13 protein-coding genes are annotated in these 14,988 nt (G+C 69.9%); 10 read left to right on the top strand and 3 right to left on the bottom strand.

Going from position 1 to position 14,988, the window contains the following annotated elements; all coding sequences use genetic code 11:
• Positions 1 to 72: 72 nt before the first annotated feature.
• A complete protein-coding gene (dnaK, locus tag FZ033_RS06580; RefSeq protein WP_149575337.1) occupies positions 73 to 1,968 on the bottom strand; it encodes a molecular chaperone DnaK in 1,896 nt (631 codons plus the stop codon).
• A gap of 239 nt (positions 1,969 to 2,207) precedes the next feature.
• On the opposite strand from dnaK, the gene pncA reads away from it, so the two are divergent.
• Positions 2,208 to 2,879, top strand: a complete 672-nt coding sequence (pncA, locus tag FZ033_RS06585) for a bifunctional nicotinamidase/pyrazinamidase (RefSeq protein WP_188079348.1) — start codon at positions 2,208 to 2,210, stop codon at positions 2,877 to 2,879.
• A gap of 233 nt (positions 2,880 to 3,112) precedes the next feature.
• Here the strand turns inward: pncA and FZ033_RS06590 are convergent, their stop codons facing one another.
• Both FZ033_RS06590 and FZ033_RS06595 read right to left on the bottom strand, forming a co-directional pair.
• Positions 3,113 to 3,493 (bottom strand): VOC family protein, encoded by a 381-nt coding sequence (locus FZ033_RS06590; protein WP_149575339.1) that lies wholly within the window; start codon positions 3,491 to 3,493, stop codon positions 3,113 to 3,115.
• Between the two features lie 172 nt (positions 3,494 to 3,665).
• Positions 3,666 to 4,235 carry a hypothetical protein gene (locus FZ033_RS06595; RefSeq protein ID WP_149575340.1) on the bottom strand — a complete coding sequence of 190 codons (570 nt, stop codon included), beginning with the start codon at positions 4,233 to 4,235 and terminating at the stop codon, positions 3,666 to 3,668.
• 218 nt (positions 4,236 to 4,453) lie between these two features.
• On the opposite strand from FZ033_RS06595, the gene FZ033_RS06600 reads away from it, so the two are divergent.
• From FZ033_RS06600 to gshB, 9 genes are all read left to right on the top strand, one after another.
• On the top strand, positions 4,454 to 5,077 hold the full coding sequence (locus FZ033_RS06600; RefSeq protein ID WP_149575341.1) for an alpha-ketoglutarate-dependent dioxygenase AlkB family protein: 624 nt from the start codon (positions 4,454 to 4,456) through the stop codon (positions 5,075 to 5,077).
• A 126-nt stretch (positions 5,078 to 5,203) separates the two neighbouring features.
• Entirely contained in the window at positions 5,204 to 6,142 is a 939-nt protein-coding gene (locus tag FZ033_RS06605) for a hypothetical protein (protein WP_149575342.1), read from the top strand.
• 70 nt (positions 6,143 to 6,212) lie between these two features.
• Entirely contained in the window at positions 6,213 to 7,592 is a 1,380-nt protein-coding gene (locus tag FZ033_RS06610) for a sensor histidine kinase (RefSeq protein ID WP_149575343.1), read from the top strand.
• Complete coding sequence (locus tag FZ033_RS06615) at positions 7,589 to 8,608, top strand: NADH-quinone oxidoreductase subunit B family protein (RefSeq protein ID WP_149575344.1); 1,020 nt, start codon at positions 7,589 to 7,591, stop codon at positions 8,606 to 8,608. The genes FZ033_RS06610 and FZ033_RS06615 overlap by 4 nt, the downstream gene beginning before the upstream one ends.
• Positions 8,605 to 10,062 (top strand): nickel-dependent hydrogenase large subunit, encoded by a 1,458-nt coding sequence (locus FZ033_RS06620; protein WP_149575345.1) that lies wholly within the window; start codon positions 8,605 to 8,607, stop codon positions 10,060 to 10,062. The genes FZ033_RS06615 and FZ033_RS06620 overlap by 4 nt, the downstream gene beginning before the upstream one ends.
• Before the next feature lie 5 nt (positions 10,063 to 10,067).
• Complete coding sequence (gene hypF / locus FZ033_RS06625) at positions 10,068 to 12,374, top strand: carbamoyltransferase HypF (RefSeq protein ID WP_149575346.1); 2,307 nt, start codon at positions 10,068 to 10,070, stop codon at positions 12,372 to 12,374.
• A gap of 78 nt (positions 12,375 to 12,452) precedes the next feature.
• The gene (gene rsmI / locus FZ033_RS06630; protein WP_149575347.1) at positions 12,453 to 13,415 is read left to right on the top strand and encodes a 16S rRNA (cytidine(1402)-2'-O)-methyltransferase; all 963 of its coding nucleotides are present in this window, start codon (positions 12,453 to 12,455) and stop codon (positions 13,413 to 13,415) included.
• Positions 13,408 to 13,791, top strand: coding sequence for a YraN family protein (locus tag FZ033_RS06635; RefSeq protein ID WP_149575348.1), 384 nt, complete (start codon positions 13,408 to 13,410; stop codon positions 13,789 to 13,791). Before rsmI ends, FZ033_RS06635 begins: the two co-directional genes overlap by 8 nt.
• A 75-nt stretch (positions 13,792 to 13,866) precedes the next feature.
• Positions 13,867 to 14,814, top strand: a complete 948-nt coding sequence (gene gshB, locus FZ033_RS06640) for a glutathione synthase (RefSeq protein ID WP_149575349.1) — start codon at positions 13,867 to 13,869, stop codon at positions 14,812 to 14,814.
• Positions 14,815 to 14,988 lie beyond the last annotated feature (174 nt).

Genomic DNA, 14,988 nt, shown 5'->3' on the forward strand with positions numbered 1-14,988 from the left:
TTGAAAACCTGATGCACATGCCCTCTTTCAAGAGAGGACTGACGGCGGGCGCGAGCGCCCGCCGGTATTGGATCAGGCCGACTTCTTCTTGTCGTCGTCGACCTCGGTGAACTCGGCGTCCACCACGTCGTCCTTCGGCTTGGCGCCGGCCTCGGCGCCCGGCTGCTGGGCCGCATACATGGCCTCGCCGAGCTTGAGGGAGGCCTGGGCCAGGGTGTTGGTCTTGGCCGTGATGGCCTCCACGTCATCACCTTCCAGCGTCGACTTGAGGTCCGCCAGAGCCGCCTCGATGGCGCCCTTCTCCACCGCGCCGACCTTGTCGCCATGCTCGGCGACGGCCTTCTCGGTGGAGTGGACGAGGGCTTCGGCGTGGTTCTTGGCTTCCACCAGGGCCCGGCGCTTCTTGTCCTCGGCCGCGTGGGCCTCGGCGTCCTTCACCATCTTCTCGATGTCGACCTCATTGAGGCCGCCCGACGCCTGGATGCGGATCTGCTGCTCCTTGCCGGTGCCCTTGTCCTTGGCGGAGACCTGCACGATGCCGTTGGCGTCGATGTCGAAGGTCACCTCCACCTGCGGCACGCCGCGGGGTGCGGGCGGGATGCCCATGAGGTCGAACTGGCCGAGCATCTTGTTGTCCGCCGCCATCTCGCGCTCGCCCTGGAACACGCGGATGGTCACCGCGGTCTGGCCATCCTCGGCGGTGGAGAAGGTCTGGCCCTTCTTCGTCGGGATGGTGGTGTTGCGGTCGATGAGGCGGGTGAACACGCCGCCCAGGGTCTCGATGCCCAGCGACAGCGGGGTCACATCGAGCAGCAGCACGTCCTTCACGTCGCCCTGGAGCACGCCGGCCTGGACCGCGGCGCCGATGGCGACCACTTCGTCCGGGTTGACGCCCTTGTGGGGCTCCTTGCCGAAGAACTGCTTCACCACTTCCTGCACCTTGGGCATGCGGGTCATGCCGCCGACGAGGACCACCTCGTCGATCTGCCCGGCGGTGAGGCCGGCATCCTTGAGCGCGAGCCGGCAGGGCTCCACCGTGCGCTGGATGAGGTCGTCCACCAGCGCCTCGAACTTGGCGCGGGTGAGCTTCAGGGTGAGATGCTTCGGGCCCGTGGCATCGGCGGTGATGAAGGGCAGGTTGATCTCGGTCTGGGTCGCGCTCGACAGCTCGATCTTCGCCTTCTCGGCGGCCTCCTTGAGGCGCTGGAGGGCGAGCTTGTCGTTGCGCAGGTCGATGCCCTGCTCCTTCTTGAACTCGTCCGCCAGATAGGTGACGAGCCGCATGTCGAAGTCTTCGCCACCGAGGAAGGTGTCGCCGTTGGTGGACTTCACCTCGAACACGCCGTCGCCGATCTCCAGCACCGACACGTCGAAGGTGCCGCCGCCGAGGTCGTACACCGCAATGGTGCCGGCCGACTTCTTGTCGAGGCCATAGGCGAGCGCCGCCGCCGTGGGCTCGTTGATGATGCGCAGCACCTCAAGCCCGGCGATGCGGCCGGCGTCCTTGGTGGCCTGGCGCTGGGCGTCGTTGAAGTAAGCCGGGACGGTGATGACCGCCTTCTCGACCTTCTCGCCCAGGAATGACTCGGCCGTCTCCTTCATCTTCTGCAGGACGAAGGCGGAGATCTGCGAGGGGGAATACTTCTTGCCGTCCGCTTCCACCCAGGCATCGCCATTGTCGGCGCGCACGATGGAGTAGGGGACGAGATGCTTGTCCTTCTCGACGGTCGGGTCGTCGTAGCGGCGGCCGATGAGGCGCTTCACCGCGAAGAAGGTGCGCTCGGGATTGGTGACGCTCTGGCGCTTGGCAGGCTGGCCGACGAGACGCTCGCCGTCCTCCGTGAAGGCGACGATGGACGGCGTGGTGCGCGCGCCCTCGGCGTTCTCGATGACTTTCGGGGTGGACCCCTCCATCACCGCGACGCAGGAATTGGTGGTGCCGAGGTCGATACCGATGATCTTGGCCATATGGTTTTCTCCTTGTCGGCAGGCCGACCGGGCCCTTTCGGCACCCGCGGGAGATGGCCGCAGGCCCCTCCCGCAACCGATCCGCCGGCCCCCTGAACTTTCGAATTGGGGTTCGTCGCGACAACGACGATCGAGGCGGATATAGGGGGGGTGTTTTGGCGCCGCAAGGCGTGCCGGCTCGCGGTCCGGTCCTTTTTCACGTCCGCGCGAGCCCGCGCGTCATCGCAAAGGACCATCCGATGCCTGCCCCCTCCCCGGTCCCGCTCGCAACCGCCGGCAACAGGGCCCGCGCCGTGCTCGTGGCGGTCGACCTGCAGGTGGACTTCCTGCCCGGCGGCCGCCTGGCGGTACCAGGCGGGCATGAGGTGGTGCCGCTGGCAAACGTCGCGGCGCGGCACTTCGCCAATGTGGTGCTGACCCAGGACTGGCACCCGCCGAGCCACGTCTCGTTCGCCTCGAGCCACCCGGGCAAGGCGCCGTTCGACGAGATCGACCTGCCCTATGGGCAGCAGATCCTGTGGCCGGACCATTGCGTGCAGGACAGCGATGGCGCCCGCCTGTCCGCCGAACTCGACATACCCCACGCCCAGCTGATCATCCGCAAGGGGCACCACCGCACCATCGACAGCTATTCCACCTTCTACGAGGCGGACCGCACCACCCCCACCGGCCTCTCCGGATACCTGCGGGACCGGGGCATCGATACGGTGTATCTCCTGGGGCTGGCGACGGACTTCTGCGTGTCCTGGTCGGCGGTGGATGCCGCCCGGCACGGCTTTGCTACCTACGTGATCGAGGACGCCTGCCGGGCGCTGGACGTGGACGGCTCCCTGGCCAAGGCCTACGCCGACATGGCCGCCGCCGGGGTGCGACGGGTGCGGCTGGCGGATGTGATCGCCTCAATGTCGTGATCTGAGCCGCCCGCCGGCTCATACCAACGGCCGGTGAGCTGGCTCATCGACCATTGGCTAGAGCACGCGCCGATCAGATCGCATCGCGATCAGATCGGATAACGCGTTCTCTATTTTAGAGTTAGAGGGCGTTTCACCGATCAGATTGATTCAATCTGATCGGATCGCGCTCTGGCCTGCGCGGCGCTTGAGCGAACACGCTTGGCATCGGTCGCAGACCAAGGCCGATGGTATTATTCGTCGAACGCGGTCATCAGGCCCAGCGGCGCGCCGGTCGCGTCGGCAACGATGGCGATGCGGCCGACACCCTCGATGTCGAACGGCGGCCGGACCACCTGCCCGCCCTTGGCTTCAAGCAGCGCCACGCGGGCATCCACATCGTCCACGCTGATGTAGCCGAACCAGTGGGGCGGCACGTAGGGCGGCACGATGTCGGTCTTGTCCATCAGGCCGGCCACCGGCTCGTCGCCGAGCATGGCGACATAATAGACCCGGCCACCCTCCATGGGCATCTCGCTGAAGGTCCAGCCGAACACGGCGCTGTAGAAGGCCTTGGCCTTTTCCACATCGTCGGTCATCAGCTCGTTCCAGTAGAACTTCGCGTGCGGTGCCATGGCCTCTCCTGCCTGATGGGCGAGCGCCGGCACCATGCCCGAACCGACCCGCCACGGCCAGTGACCCGGATAAAATGCCGCCATGGGTCATCGGACTTCAGACGCCCGGACCTGCAGCCCCCTCTTCCCCCCGCCGCGGGAAAAGGGAGTCTGGGTCATTGGAGCATCGTCCTCATTCGATGATCAGGATGATCCGACGGGTGCGGGGCTCCACCACCGCCGCCTCGGCCCCCGGCAGCACAACGTAGCGGTAGCCCGAGAGGTCAGCCCCGCCTCCATAGCCACCGCCATAACCGCCGCCGTAGCCCCCACCGTAGAGCTCGCCCGGATAGACCGGCGTGTTGTAGTCAGCCACGTCGTAGCCGCCCCGGTCGGGATAGCCGACCCCCGGATCGCCCTGGCCGTAAAAGACCTGACCATAATAGCCCGGCCCGTAATAACCCTGCTGGTAGGTGGAGTAGCGCTGGTAGGTCGGCGCCGCGGCGAAGCTCTGGAGCGGGATGCCGGCCGGCAACACCGCCCCCACGGAGGCGACGAAGCCCCCCGGGATCACAGCCGGCGGAACCGGGTGACGCACCACATAACCCTGGATGTACCCACGTTGGGCCGGCGAGATATACCCTCCGGGCCCCACCACGACGGCCTGTGCCGACGCGGCGGAGACCCCGGCGATCAGCACCGCGATGCCGAGGCCAACCGAAAGACGGATGCTTGCGCGGAGACTCTTTAGGCGGGGATTCATGACGACTCTCCTCTCGATCCCAGCGACCCGAAGACATCCTGCCGCGCCTTTTTGTTCCGACTTAGCTTAATTGTGATATGTAACATATGGTTACTTCCCCATTAAAGCCGTGGTCACGCCAAGGGAAAGCCGCCGTCCAGTACCTCTGTTTTCTTTGAAACGCCGGAATCGGAGCGCCTGAAGACATGACGGCAACGCCCGCTTCCACGCCAACCCAAATGCCAGCCCATCTGGAGGTGGCCCCCGGCGCTCTGTGGTTTCGCGACGCGCTCGACCGGGAGGCCCAGGCCGCCCTGCTCGCGGACATCCGCGCGGTGCTGGACGAAGCGCCGCTGTTCACGCCGGCCATGCCGCGGACGGGCAAGCCGTTTTCCGTCCGCATGAGCAATTGCGGGCCGCTCGGCTGGGTCTCAGACGCCGCCGGATACCGCTACCAGCCGTTCCATCCCGAAACGCGCGCGCCATGGCCCGCCATGCCGCCGGCGCTGACGGAGCTATGGACCACCTATGCGGCCTTCCCAGCCCCGCCCGCGGCCTGCCTGATCAATTATTACGGGCCGGACGCCCGCATGAGCCTGCACCAGGATCGCGACGAAGCCGACTTCACCACGCCGGTCCTCTCCCTCTCGCTGGGGGACACCGCCCTGTTCCGCATCGGCGGCGAGACGCGGGGCGGCGCCACGCGCTCGATCCGCCTCGCCTCCGGCGACATCTTCCTGCTGTCCGGGCCGAGCCGGCTGGCATTCCACGGCATCGACCGGATCCTGCCCGGCACGTCCACGCTGCTGCCCGAGGGCGGACGCTTCAACCTCACGCTGCGGCGGGTGAATCCCGCCACCTGAAGCCTCGCACCTGTGGCAAGGCCCCACAGAAAAGCCCGAATGTCGCCCGAAACAGACCTTTCGATCCGAGACCGCGGGGAGCGGAGGCCCTGCCGCCGGATCCCTCCTCCCCCGCCGGAGCCCTCCATGCGCCTGCTCTTGTCCGCCGTCGTCCTCGCGTTCTCGATCCTCGCGGCGCCCCTGTCCGCGGCCTTCGCCGCCGATCCGACCTTCCCCCGCGGCTCGGCCATCGGCCTCGTCCCGCCGCCGGGCATGGTGGAAGGGCAGGCCTTCGCCGGCTTCGAGGACCGCGCCCACAGCGCCTCCCTGCTCATCGTGGACATGCCGCCGGATGCCTACGAGCAGATCGACGCCGGCTTCACCGACACGGCGCTGGCGGGCAAGGGCATCACCCTCGACAAGCGCGAGGCGTTCCCCCTCAAGGGCGCGAAGGCGGTGCTGTTCACCGGCACGCAGACGGCGGGCCCCGCCTCCCTGCGCAAATGGGTGCTGCTGGTGGGAACCGACCAGCTCACCGGCCTCATCACCCTGCAGGTGCCCGAGAGCGAGGCTGCCGCCTATCCCGATGCCACGGTGCGCGCCGCGCTCGCCACCCTCGCGATCCGCTCCGTGCCGGACCAGGTGGCCGCCTTGCCCTTCGTCGCCACCAACCTCGCCGGCTTCCGCCCGGTGCGGGCGCTGGCCGGCACCACGCTCATCCTCACCGACGGGCCGAAGGACGTGCAGGAAGGCGTGGACCAGCCCCTGTTCGTGGTCACGGTGGGTGGCGGCGCCCCGCGCGAGGACGAACGCCGCCAGTTCGCGCTCCGGCTCCTGTCCACCCTGCCCGGCGTGAAGGACCTGAAGCTGGAGCGCGCCGAGCCGCAGCGCATCTCCGGCCAGACCGGCTTTGAGGTGATGGCCACCGGCACCGACGTGAAGACCGGCGCGCCGGTGAAGCTGGTGCAATGGATCCGCTTCGGACCCTCCGCCTACATCCGCATGGTGGGGGTGACGCGGCTCGACGCCTTCCCCGACACCTACGACCGCCTGCGGGCCCTGCGCGACGGCGTGGAGCCGCGCTGAGGGCGGCGTTGCGCTTTTCCCCGGCGCGGGATTAACTCGCAGGTCCCAACTCCCGCGTCAGGACCGCCCGATGCCCATGCCCGAGGGCAAGGACTTTCTCGCCGACAGCCCGCTGGCCCTCGCCAGCGGCGCGCCCGATTTCGGCGCGGTCGACGCGGAAGAGGCGTGGATCGCCGTCATCCGCAAGATGGACGAGACCTATGCGGAGCTGGTCCGCCAGCAGGTGGAGCTGGAGGAGAAGAACGCCGCGCTGGAGGAAGCCCAGGGCTTCATCGCCGGCCTGCTCGGCTCCATGACCGATGTGCTCATCGCCTGCGACCTGGCCGGGCGTGTGGAACAGGTGAACCTTGCCGCCGAGCGCGTGTTCGGCCAGTTGGCCGACGCCCTCACCGGCCGCCCCCTCGCCGCGCTGCTCGACCCTTCCTCCCCCACCTCGGCGAGCGATGTCCTCGCCACGGCAGCACGACGCCAGCGCATCGCCGACCGGGAATTCACCCTCGCCACCCCGGAAGGGCCGCAGGCGGTGTCGGTGAACGGCGCCCTGCGCTTCGACCCGCGTGGGCGGCCGGTGGGCGTGGTGCTGGTGGGCCGGCCCATCGGCGAGCTGCGCGCGGCCTATCACGCCCTCGCCAATGCCCATGAGCATCTCAAGCGCACCCAACAGCAGTTGGTGCATGCGGAGAAGATGGCCTCCCTCGGCCGCCTCGTGGCCGGCGTCGCCCACGAGCTGAACAATCCCATCTCCTTCGTCTATGGCAACGCCCACGCCCTGAAGCGCTATGCGGAGCGGCTCATCGCCTATCTCGACGCGGTGCACGCGGGCGCGGACGCCGCCGCCCTCGCCCGCACCCGTGGTGAACTGCGCATCGACCGGGCGCTGGCTGACATTCCCGCCACCCTCGCCGGCATGCTGGAAGGCGCCGAGCGGGTGCGCGACATCGTGGCGGACCTGCGCCGCTTCTCCTCCGACAAGCGCGAGGCGCGGGAGGTGTTCGACCTCGCCAGCGTGGTGCGCTCGGCGGTGGACTGGGTGGCGAAATCGCAGATGCCGGACCTCGCCATCCGCGTCGCCATCCCCGAGGGGCTGGAGGCCGTGGGTCATCCCGGCCACATCCACCAGGTGCTCATGAACCTCGTCCAGAACGCCGTGGACGCGCTGGAAGGCCGGCCCGATCCGCGCCTCGACATCACCGGCGAGCGCCTCGGTGGTCCGGACGGGGAGCGGGTGGCGGTGCGGGTGCGCGACAGCGGGCCGGGAATCCCTGAGGACATTCTCGGCCGCATCTTCGATCCCTTCTTCACCACCAAGGCGGTGGGCAAGGGCACGGGGCTCGGCCTGTCCATCTGCTATCGCATCGCCGAGGAGCATGACGGGAGGCTGGAAGCGGCCAACCATCCGGACGGGGGCGCCGTCATCTCCCTCATCCTGCCGGCAGGAGGGCGGGCATGAGCACCACGGCACGCGAGCCCTTCACCGTGCTGTGGCTGCAATCGGGCGGGTGCGGCGGCTGCACCATGTCGCTGCTGTGCGCCGAGGCCCCCGACCTTGCCGCGACGCTCGCCAGCGCGAACATCCGCTTCCTGTGGCACCCGACCCTGTCGGAAGAGACCGGGGACGAGGCCATCGCCCTGTTCGAGGCCGTGCTCGCGGGGGACATCCGCCTCGATGCCCTGTGCATCGAAGGCGCGCTGCTGCGCGGGCCGAACGGCACCGGGCGCTTCCACACCCTTGCCGGCACCGACACGGCCACCATCGACTGGGCGCGGCGGCTCGCTGCCGTCGCCGAACACGTGGTGGCGGTGGGCACCTGCGCCGCCTATGGGGGCGTCACGGCGGCCGGGGTCAATCCGGCCGACGCCTGTGGCCTGCAATATGACGGGCGCCGCCCCGGCGGGGCGCTGGGCGCGGCCTTCCGTTCCCGCTCCGGCCTGCCGGTGGTCAACGTGGCCGGCTGCCCCACCCATCCCAACTGGGTGACCGAGACGCTGATGCTGCTCGCGTCCGACCTCATGCGGGCCGAGGACCTCGACAGCTACGGCCGCCCGCGCTTCTACGCCGACCACCTCGTGCACCATGGCTGCCCGCGCAACGAATATTACGAATACAAGGCCAGCGCCGAGAAGATGAGCGACCTCGGCTGCATGATGGAGCATCTGGGCTGCCTCGGCACCCAGGCCCATGCCGACTGCAACACGCGGCTGTGGAACGGCGAGGGTTCCTGCACCCGGGGCGGCCATGCCTGCATCAACTGCACCGCCCCCGAGTTCGAGGAGCCGGGCCACGCCTTCCTCGACACCCCCAAGATCGGCGGCATCCCCGTGGGCCTGCCCACCGACATGCCCAAGGCGTGGTTCATCGCCCTGTCCTCCCTCGCCAAGGCGGCGACCCCGGACCGGCTGAGGCGCAACGCCACCGCTGACCATGTTCTGACGCCACCTGCCGTGCGGGACATCCGCAAGCGATGAGCGCGAAGACGAAACGGCTCGTGGTGGGGCCGTTCAACCGGGTAGAAGGCGACCTCGAAGTCCGGCTTGACGTGGCCGAAGGGGAAGTACGGCAGGCCTTCGTCAATTCGCCCTTGTTCCGCGGCTTCGAGCGCATTCTGGAGGGGCGCGACCCGCGCGACGCTTTGGTCATCGCGCCGCGGATCTGCGGCATCTGCTCGGTGTCGCAGTCCCATGCGGCGGCTTTGGCGCTGGCGGGCCTTGAGGGCATCGCGCCCACCGACAATGGCCGTGTCGCCACCAACCTCATCCTTGCCACCGAGAATGTGGCGGACCACCTCACCCATTTCCACGTCTTCTTCATGCCCGACTTCGCCCGGGCCATCTATGAGGACCGCCCCTGGTTCGCCGCGGCCGCCCGACGCTTCAAGGCGGCGCAGGGGGAAAGCGTGCGCCGGGCCTTGGCGACGCGGGCGACGCTGCTGCACGTGATGGGCCTGCTCGCCGGGCGCTGGCCGCACACGCTGGCGATCCAGCCGGGCGGGGTCGCCAAGGGGGCCGACGCGCGGGACCAGATGCGCCTCATCGCCACCCTCGGTGCCGTGCGCGCCGACCTGGAGGAGCGCCTGTATGGCGCCCCGCTGGAGCGGGTGGCCGAGATCGCCGACGTGGCGGAACTGGAGGCGTGGCGGCAGAAGGGGCCGGACGGCGACTTCCGCCTGTTCCTCGAAATCGCCGCCGACCTGGACCTCGCCCGCCTCGGCCGCGCCCACGACCGCTTCCTGTCCTACGGCGCCTATGCGCTGGACGAGGGCCGGCTCTATACCGGCGGCACCTTTGCCGGGGGGCGGGCCAAAGGCCTCGATCCCGCAGCCATCACCGAGGACCACAGCTTCGCCCGCATGGAAGGCCGCGAGGCGCCCCACGCTCCCTTCGAGGGCTCCACCTTCCCCGATGCGGCGGACGAGACCGGCTACACCTGGTGCAAGGCCCCGCGCCTGTCGGGCCTGCCGTTCGAGACCGGTGCCTTCGCCCGTCAGGTGGTGGCCGGCCATCCCCTCGCCCGCGACCTTGCGGCCAAAGAGGGGGCGAACGTGCGCGCCCGCGTGGTCGGCCGGCTGGTGGAGACAGCCCGCACCCTGATCGCCATGGAAGGCTGGGTGCGCCAGCTTCATCCCGGCGCTCCCTGGTGCGCGCAGGGCGTGATACCGCAGGCGGGGCGCGCCTTCGGCCTCACGGAAGCGGCGCGGGGGGCGCTCGGCCACTGGATGGTGGTGGAGAAGGGGCGCATCGCCCGCTACCAGATCATCGCCCCCACCACCTGGAACTTCTCCCCCCGCGATGCCGGCGGCCAGCCGGGACCGCTGGAGACGGCGCTGGTGGGCGCCCCCATCCGGCAGGGCGAGACCACGCCGGTGAGCGTGCAGCACATCGTGCGCTCGTTCGACCCCTGCATGGTCTGCACGGTGCATTGAGCCCCATGAGCAAAGAGGTGACCGGCACCGAGGTCGCGGGCGAGAAGATCGAGGTTTCCGGCATCGTGCAGGGGGTGGGCTTCCGCCCCTTCGTCTATCGCCTCGCCCGCCGGCTGGACCTGAACGGAGACGTGCGCAACGCCGGCGACCGTGTGGTCATCCGGATCGCCGGCCCCGCCGCAGCGCGCGATGCCTTCGCGGCGGCGCTGGTGCATGAGGCCCCCGTTCTGGCGCGGGTGGAACAGATCGTGCGGCGCCCGGCACAGGTCCCGGAGGGCGCCTTCCGCATCGTCGAAAGCGGGGCCGGCGCCGTCTCGGTGGGGGTCGTGCCGGATGTCGCCACCTGCCCCGCCTGCCGCGCCGAGATCACCGACCCCAAAGCGCGGCGCTACCGATACGCTTTCACCAATTGCACCGATTGCGGCCCGCGCTTTTCCATCGTCACCGGCCTGCCCTATGACCGGCCGGCCACCACCATGGCCGGCTTTCCCATGTGCCCCGCCTGCCGCGCAGAATATGAGGACCCCGCCGACCGCCGCTTCCACGCCCAGCCCATCGCCTGCACGGACTGCGGCCCCCGCCTGTGGTTGGAAGGCGACGGCGACACCAGCGCGGACCCCATCGAGCGCGCCGCCGCCCTGCTGCGAGCCAGGCATATCCTTGCGGTGAAGGGCCTCGGCGGCTTCCACATCGCCTGCGACGCCACCAATGCGGACGCCGTCGCCCTGCTGCGCGCCCGCAAGCACCGCCCCACGAAGCCGCTGGCGGTGATGGCGGACCTCGCCGCCGCCCACGCCCTTTGCCATATCGCCCCGGAGGAAGAGGCGGCCCTCTCCCACCCCTCCGCCCCCATCCTGCTGCTGCCGCTGAAGCCCGGCGCGCCGCTCGCACCCGGCATCGCCCCGGGCCAGCGCCATCTCGGCGTGATGCTGCCCTATACACCGCTGCATCACCTGCTGCTGGCCGCCGTCGGCCGGCCGCTGGTGATGACCTCCGGCAACCGTTCCAGCGAACCCCAGATCTTCCGCGACGACGAGGCCCGCGAGTGCCTCGCCGGCATCGTCGATGCGTTCCTCATGCACGACCGGCCCATCGCCCGCCGCCTCGACGACAGCGTGGCGCGCCACGTGGCCGGCCGGCAGCGGATTATGCGGCGGGGACGCGGGCTCGCCCCCATGCCGTTGACCCTGCCTGCCGATTTCGCCGACACCCCGCCCGTGCTCGCCTTGGGCGGCGAGCTGAAGAGCGCGCTCTGCCTCACCCACGGTGGGAAGGCTCTGCTCTCCCACCATCTCGGCGACCTCGACGAGCCGGCCACGGGCGACGCCTTCGAGACCGCGCTTGCCGACTACACCGCCCTCTTCGCCCACCGGCCGGCGGTGGTGGCCGTGGACCTGCACCCGGACTACCGCGCCACCCGCCTCGGCGAAGACCTCGCCGCAACCGCCGGCCTGCCTCTGGAGCGGGTGCAGCACCACCATGCCCATATGGCCGCCGCCATGGCCGAGGCCGGCTGGCGGCGGGCGGACGGGCCGGTGGTGGGCATCGCGCTGGACGGCCTCGGCCTGGGCGCGGATGGCACGGTCTGGGGAGCCGAAATCCTCGTGTGCGATTACCGCACCAGCCGCCGGGTCGCCCGCCTCTCGCCCATCCCGCTCGCCGGCGGGGATGCGGCGAGCCGGGAACCGTGGCGGGTGCTTCTGGCCCATCTCGACCGCGCGCTGGGGCGTTCCGCGGTGGATGGCGACCCGCGCCTCGCGGCGCTGTTCGCTGGCAAGCCGCTCCTGACCCTGCGCGCCATGATGGACAAGGGCCTGAACGCGCCTCTGGCCTCCTCCGCCGGCCGTCTGTTTGATGCGGTGGCGGCGCTGCTTGGCCTCGCGCCCGACCGCCTCAGCCACGAGGGCGAGGCCGCCATGGCGCTGGAGGCGGCGGCGGAAGGCGAGGCCCCGCCCTATCCCTTCGCGCTGCGCGCCGATGGTTGGCCCTTCGAGATCGACCCCGCCCCGCTGTTCAAGGGGCTGGTCGCCGATCTCCACGCCGGGCGGCCCCGCGCCGCCATGGCCGCCGCCTTCCATACGGGCCTCGCCGAAGCCTTCACCGCAGTGGCGGCGCAGGTGGCGACAGCGGAAGGCCTCACCGCCGTCGCCCTGTCCGGCGGCGTGTTCCAGAATGCCCGGCTGCTGGAAGAGACGGTGCGGCACCTGGAAGCGCGCGGCCTCACCCCGCTGGTACCCAGCCAAGTGCCGGCCAACGACGGCGGTCTCGCCTTCGGCCAGGCGGTAGTGGCCGCTGCCCGCCGGATGGGATGAGGCCAGCCCCGCACCTTGCCCAAGCCGCCGCGTCTCAGCCCCGTTTTCGTCCCGCACGAGCGGGGCTATGGTGGCGCCATGACCAGCCCGCACCGCTCGCCCGCCCCCGCCCGCCCGGAGCCCTCCGCCGCCGGGGCGGATGTGAACACCTTCCTCATCGCCGGCACCCGCGTCTCGGCCCCCGCCCTCGCCCCCGGCCTACACGTGGTGGCCACCCCCATCGGCAACCTCGGCGACGTGACGGTGCGTGCGCTGGAGACGCTGGCGGGCGCGGACGTGATCGCCTGCGAGGACACCCGCATGTCCCGCCGGCTCACCGAACGCTACGGCATCACCACCCCGCTTGTGCCCTATCACGACCACAACGGCGCCAGCGCCCGGCCGAAGCTGCTGGCGCGGCTCGCTGCCGGCCACCGCATCGCCCTGATCTCGGACGCCGGCACGCCGCTGGTCTCGGACCCCGGCTTCAAGCTGGTCGTAGAGGCGGCCGAGGCCGGCCACACGGTGCATCCCGTGCCCGGCGCCTCGGCCCTGCTCGCCGCCCTGGTGGCTGCCGGCCTGCCCACGGACTGCTTCCTGTTCGATGGCTTCCTGCCGCCGAAATCAGGCCAGCGCCGCAATCGACTTGCAACCCTTGCGAGCGTTCCGGCCACATTGGTGTTCTACGAGACCGGCCCGCGCCTGGCCGAAAGCCTCGTTGACCTCGCCGACCGGCTCGGCCCACGCAAGGCGGCGGTATGCCGGGAACTCACCAAGGCCTATGAGGAAGTGCGCCGCGGCGACCTCTCCACCCTCGCCGCCCATTATGGGCAGGCGGAGGCCCCGAAGGGCGAGATCGTGTTGGTGGTGGGCCCGCCGCTGGAGCAGGCCGCCGGTGACGCGGCCGTGGACGAGGCCCTGACCCGCGCCCTTAAGGATGCCTCCCTGAAGGACGCCGTGGCCGCCGTCACCGCCATGACCGGGCGGCCGAAGCGGGAGGTTTATGCCCGTGCCCTTGCCTTGTCCGAAGGCCGGGCCGGGGACAAGGCAACCGATGACTGAGGTTCCCGCCGCGACGCGCCGCCGCCGTGCCGCCCACACGCGGGGCCTCGCCGCGGAGGACCGCGCCGCCACGCTTCTGGGCGCCCATGGCTTCGAGATATTGGCCCGCCGGGTGCGCACCAAGGCCGGCGAGATCGACCTGATCGCGCGGCAGGGCGACCTGCTCGTCTTCTGCGAGGTGAAGCTGCGGGCCGCCCTTTCGGATGCCGCCTTCTCGCTTCTGCCGCGCCAAAGGCGGCGCATCGCCGCGGCGGCCGAGGCGTTCCTCGCCGACCATCCCGAGCTGGCGAGCCTCAACATGCGCTTCGACGCCGTGCTGCTCGCCCGCTCGGGCGCCGCCGAGCACCTGCCCGGCGCATTCGAGGCGGAGTTCTGAACCGGGAGCGGGTGGCAGGTTGCCGTGCGCGCCTATAGATAAGGCGAAGCCCCAGCCGGGCGCCGGGAGATTGCCATGGCCCTCAAGGTCGCGGTCCAGATGGACCATATTGCCAACATCAACATAGCGGGCGACTCCACCTTCGCCCTGATGCTCGAAGCCCAGGCGCGCGGGCACACCCTGTTCCACTACACCCCCGACCGCATGGCCATGCGCGACGGCGCCGTCTTCGCCACCGTGGAGCCCCTTGCGGTGAAGGACGAGGCCGGCGCCCATTTCAGCCTCGGCGAGAAGCGGCGCGTCGCGCTCGACGAGATGGACGTGGTGCTGATGCGCCAGGATCCGCCCTTCGACATGGCCTATGTGACCGCCACGCACCTGCTGGAGCGCATCCACCCGAAGACGCTGGTGGTGAACGACCCGGCCCATGTGCGCAACGCGCCGGAGAAGATCTTCGTCACCGAGTTTCCCGAGTTGATGCCGCCCACGCTGATTTCCCGCGACCTTAGCGAGATCAAGGCGTTCCGGGCCGAATTCGGTGACGTGGTGATGAAGCCGCTCTACGGTAACGGCGGCGCGGCCGTGTTTCGCCTGACTGCCGATGACCTCAATTTCGGCTCGCTCTACGACCTGTTCGCCACCACATTCCGCGAGCCGTGGGTCATCCAGCAGTTTCTGCCGGCCGTGAAGCACGGTGACAAGCGCATCATCCTGGTGGATGGCGAGGCGGCAGGCGCGGTCAACCGGGTGCCGAGCGAGGGCGACCTGCGCTCCAACATGGTGCGCGGCGGCGCCGCGCGGCCCACCGACCTCACGGATCGGGAACTGGAGATCTGCGCCCGCATTGGTCCTTCACTGAAGAAGATGGGGCTCATCTTCGTGGGCATCGACGTGATCGACGGCAACCTCACCGAGATCAACGTCACCTCCCCCACGGGCCTGCGCGCCATCAAGCGTCTGGGCGGACCCGACATAGCCGCCCAGATCTGGGACAAGATCGAGGAGAAGCGCGCACCTGCCTGACCCGTGGCGCCGGCATCACCGCTCCGGACGCCATGCGAACGGTGCTGGAGACGGCTCGCAGCCCGATCGGCACTGACCGGTGAGTGCTCAGCGGCGCGATATGCCCAGCGACGCTTAATCGAATGAACCAAAAGCACCCGCCGGAGGATATCACCCCCGGCCGCCGCCAGCCGG

It is taken from the genome of Xanthobacter oligotrophicus (assembly GCF_008364685.1).
GTDB classification, from domain to species: domain Bacteria; phylum Pseudomonadota; class Alphaproteobacteria; order Rhizobiales; family Xanthobacteraceae; genus Xanthobacter; species Xanthobacter oligotrophicus.

Excerpts from the sequence above, each read along its gene's own strand:
- dnaK (WP_149575337.1), bottom strand. The coding sequence starts at position 1,968 with ATGGCCAAGATCATCGGTATCGACCTCGGCACCACCAATTCCTGCGTC.
- rsmI (WP_149575347.1), top strand. The coding sequence starts at position 12,453 with ATGACCAGCCCGCACCGCTCGCCCGCCCCCGCCCGCCCGGAGCCCTCC.
- FZ033_RS06600 (WP_149575341.1), top strand. The coding sequence starts at position 4,454 with ATGCCAGCCCATCTGGAGGTGGCCCCCGGCGCTCTGTGGTTTCGCGAC.
- FZ033_RS06610 (WP_149575343.1), top strand. The coding sequence starts at position 6,213 with ATGCCCATGCCCGAGGGCAAGGACTTTCTCGCCGACAGCCCGCTGGCC.
- FZ033_RS06620 (WP_149575345.1), top strand. The coding sequence starts at position 8,605 with ATGAGCGCGAAGACGAAACGGCTCGTGGTGGGGCCGTTCAACCGGGTA.
- pncA (WP_188079348.1), top strand. The coding sequence starts at position 2,208 with ATGCCTGCCCCCTCCCCGGTCCCGCTCGCAACCGCCGGCAACAGGGCC.
- FZ033_RS06595 (WP_149575340.1), bottom strand. The coding sequence starts at position 4,235 with ATGAATCCCCGCCTAAAGAGTCTCCGCGCAAGCATCCGTCTTTCGGTT.
- gshB (WP_149575349.1), top strand. The coding sequence starts at position 13,867 with ATGGCCCTCAAGGTCGCGGTCCAGATGGACCATATTGCCAACATCAAC.
- FZ033_RS06605 (WP_149575342.1), top strand. The coding sequence starts at position 5,204 with ATGCGCCTGCTCTTGTCCGCCGTCGTCCTCGCGTTCTCGATCCTCGCG.
- FZ033_RS06590 (WP_149575339.1), bottom strand. The coding sequence starts at position 3,493 with ATGGCACCGCACGCGAAGTTCTACTGGAACGAGCTGATGACCGACGAT.
- FZ033_RS06635 (WP_149575348.1), top strand. The coding sequence starts at position 13,408 with ATGACTGAGGTTCCCGCCGCGACGCGCCGCCGCCGTGCCGCCCACACG.
- FZ033_RS06615 (WP_149575344.1), top strand. The coding sequence starts at position 7,589 with ATGAGCACCACGGCACGCGAGCCCTTCACCGTGCTGTGGCTGCAATCG.
- hypF (WP_149575346.1), top strand. The coding sequence starts at position 10,068 with ATGAGCAAAGAGGTGACCGGCACCGAGGTCGCGGGCGAGAAGATCGAG.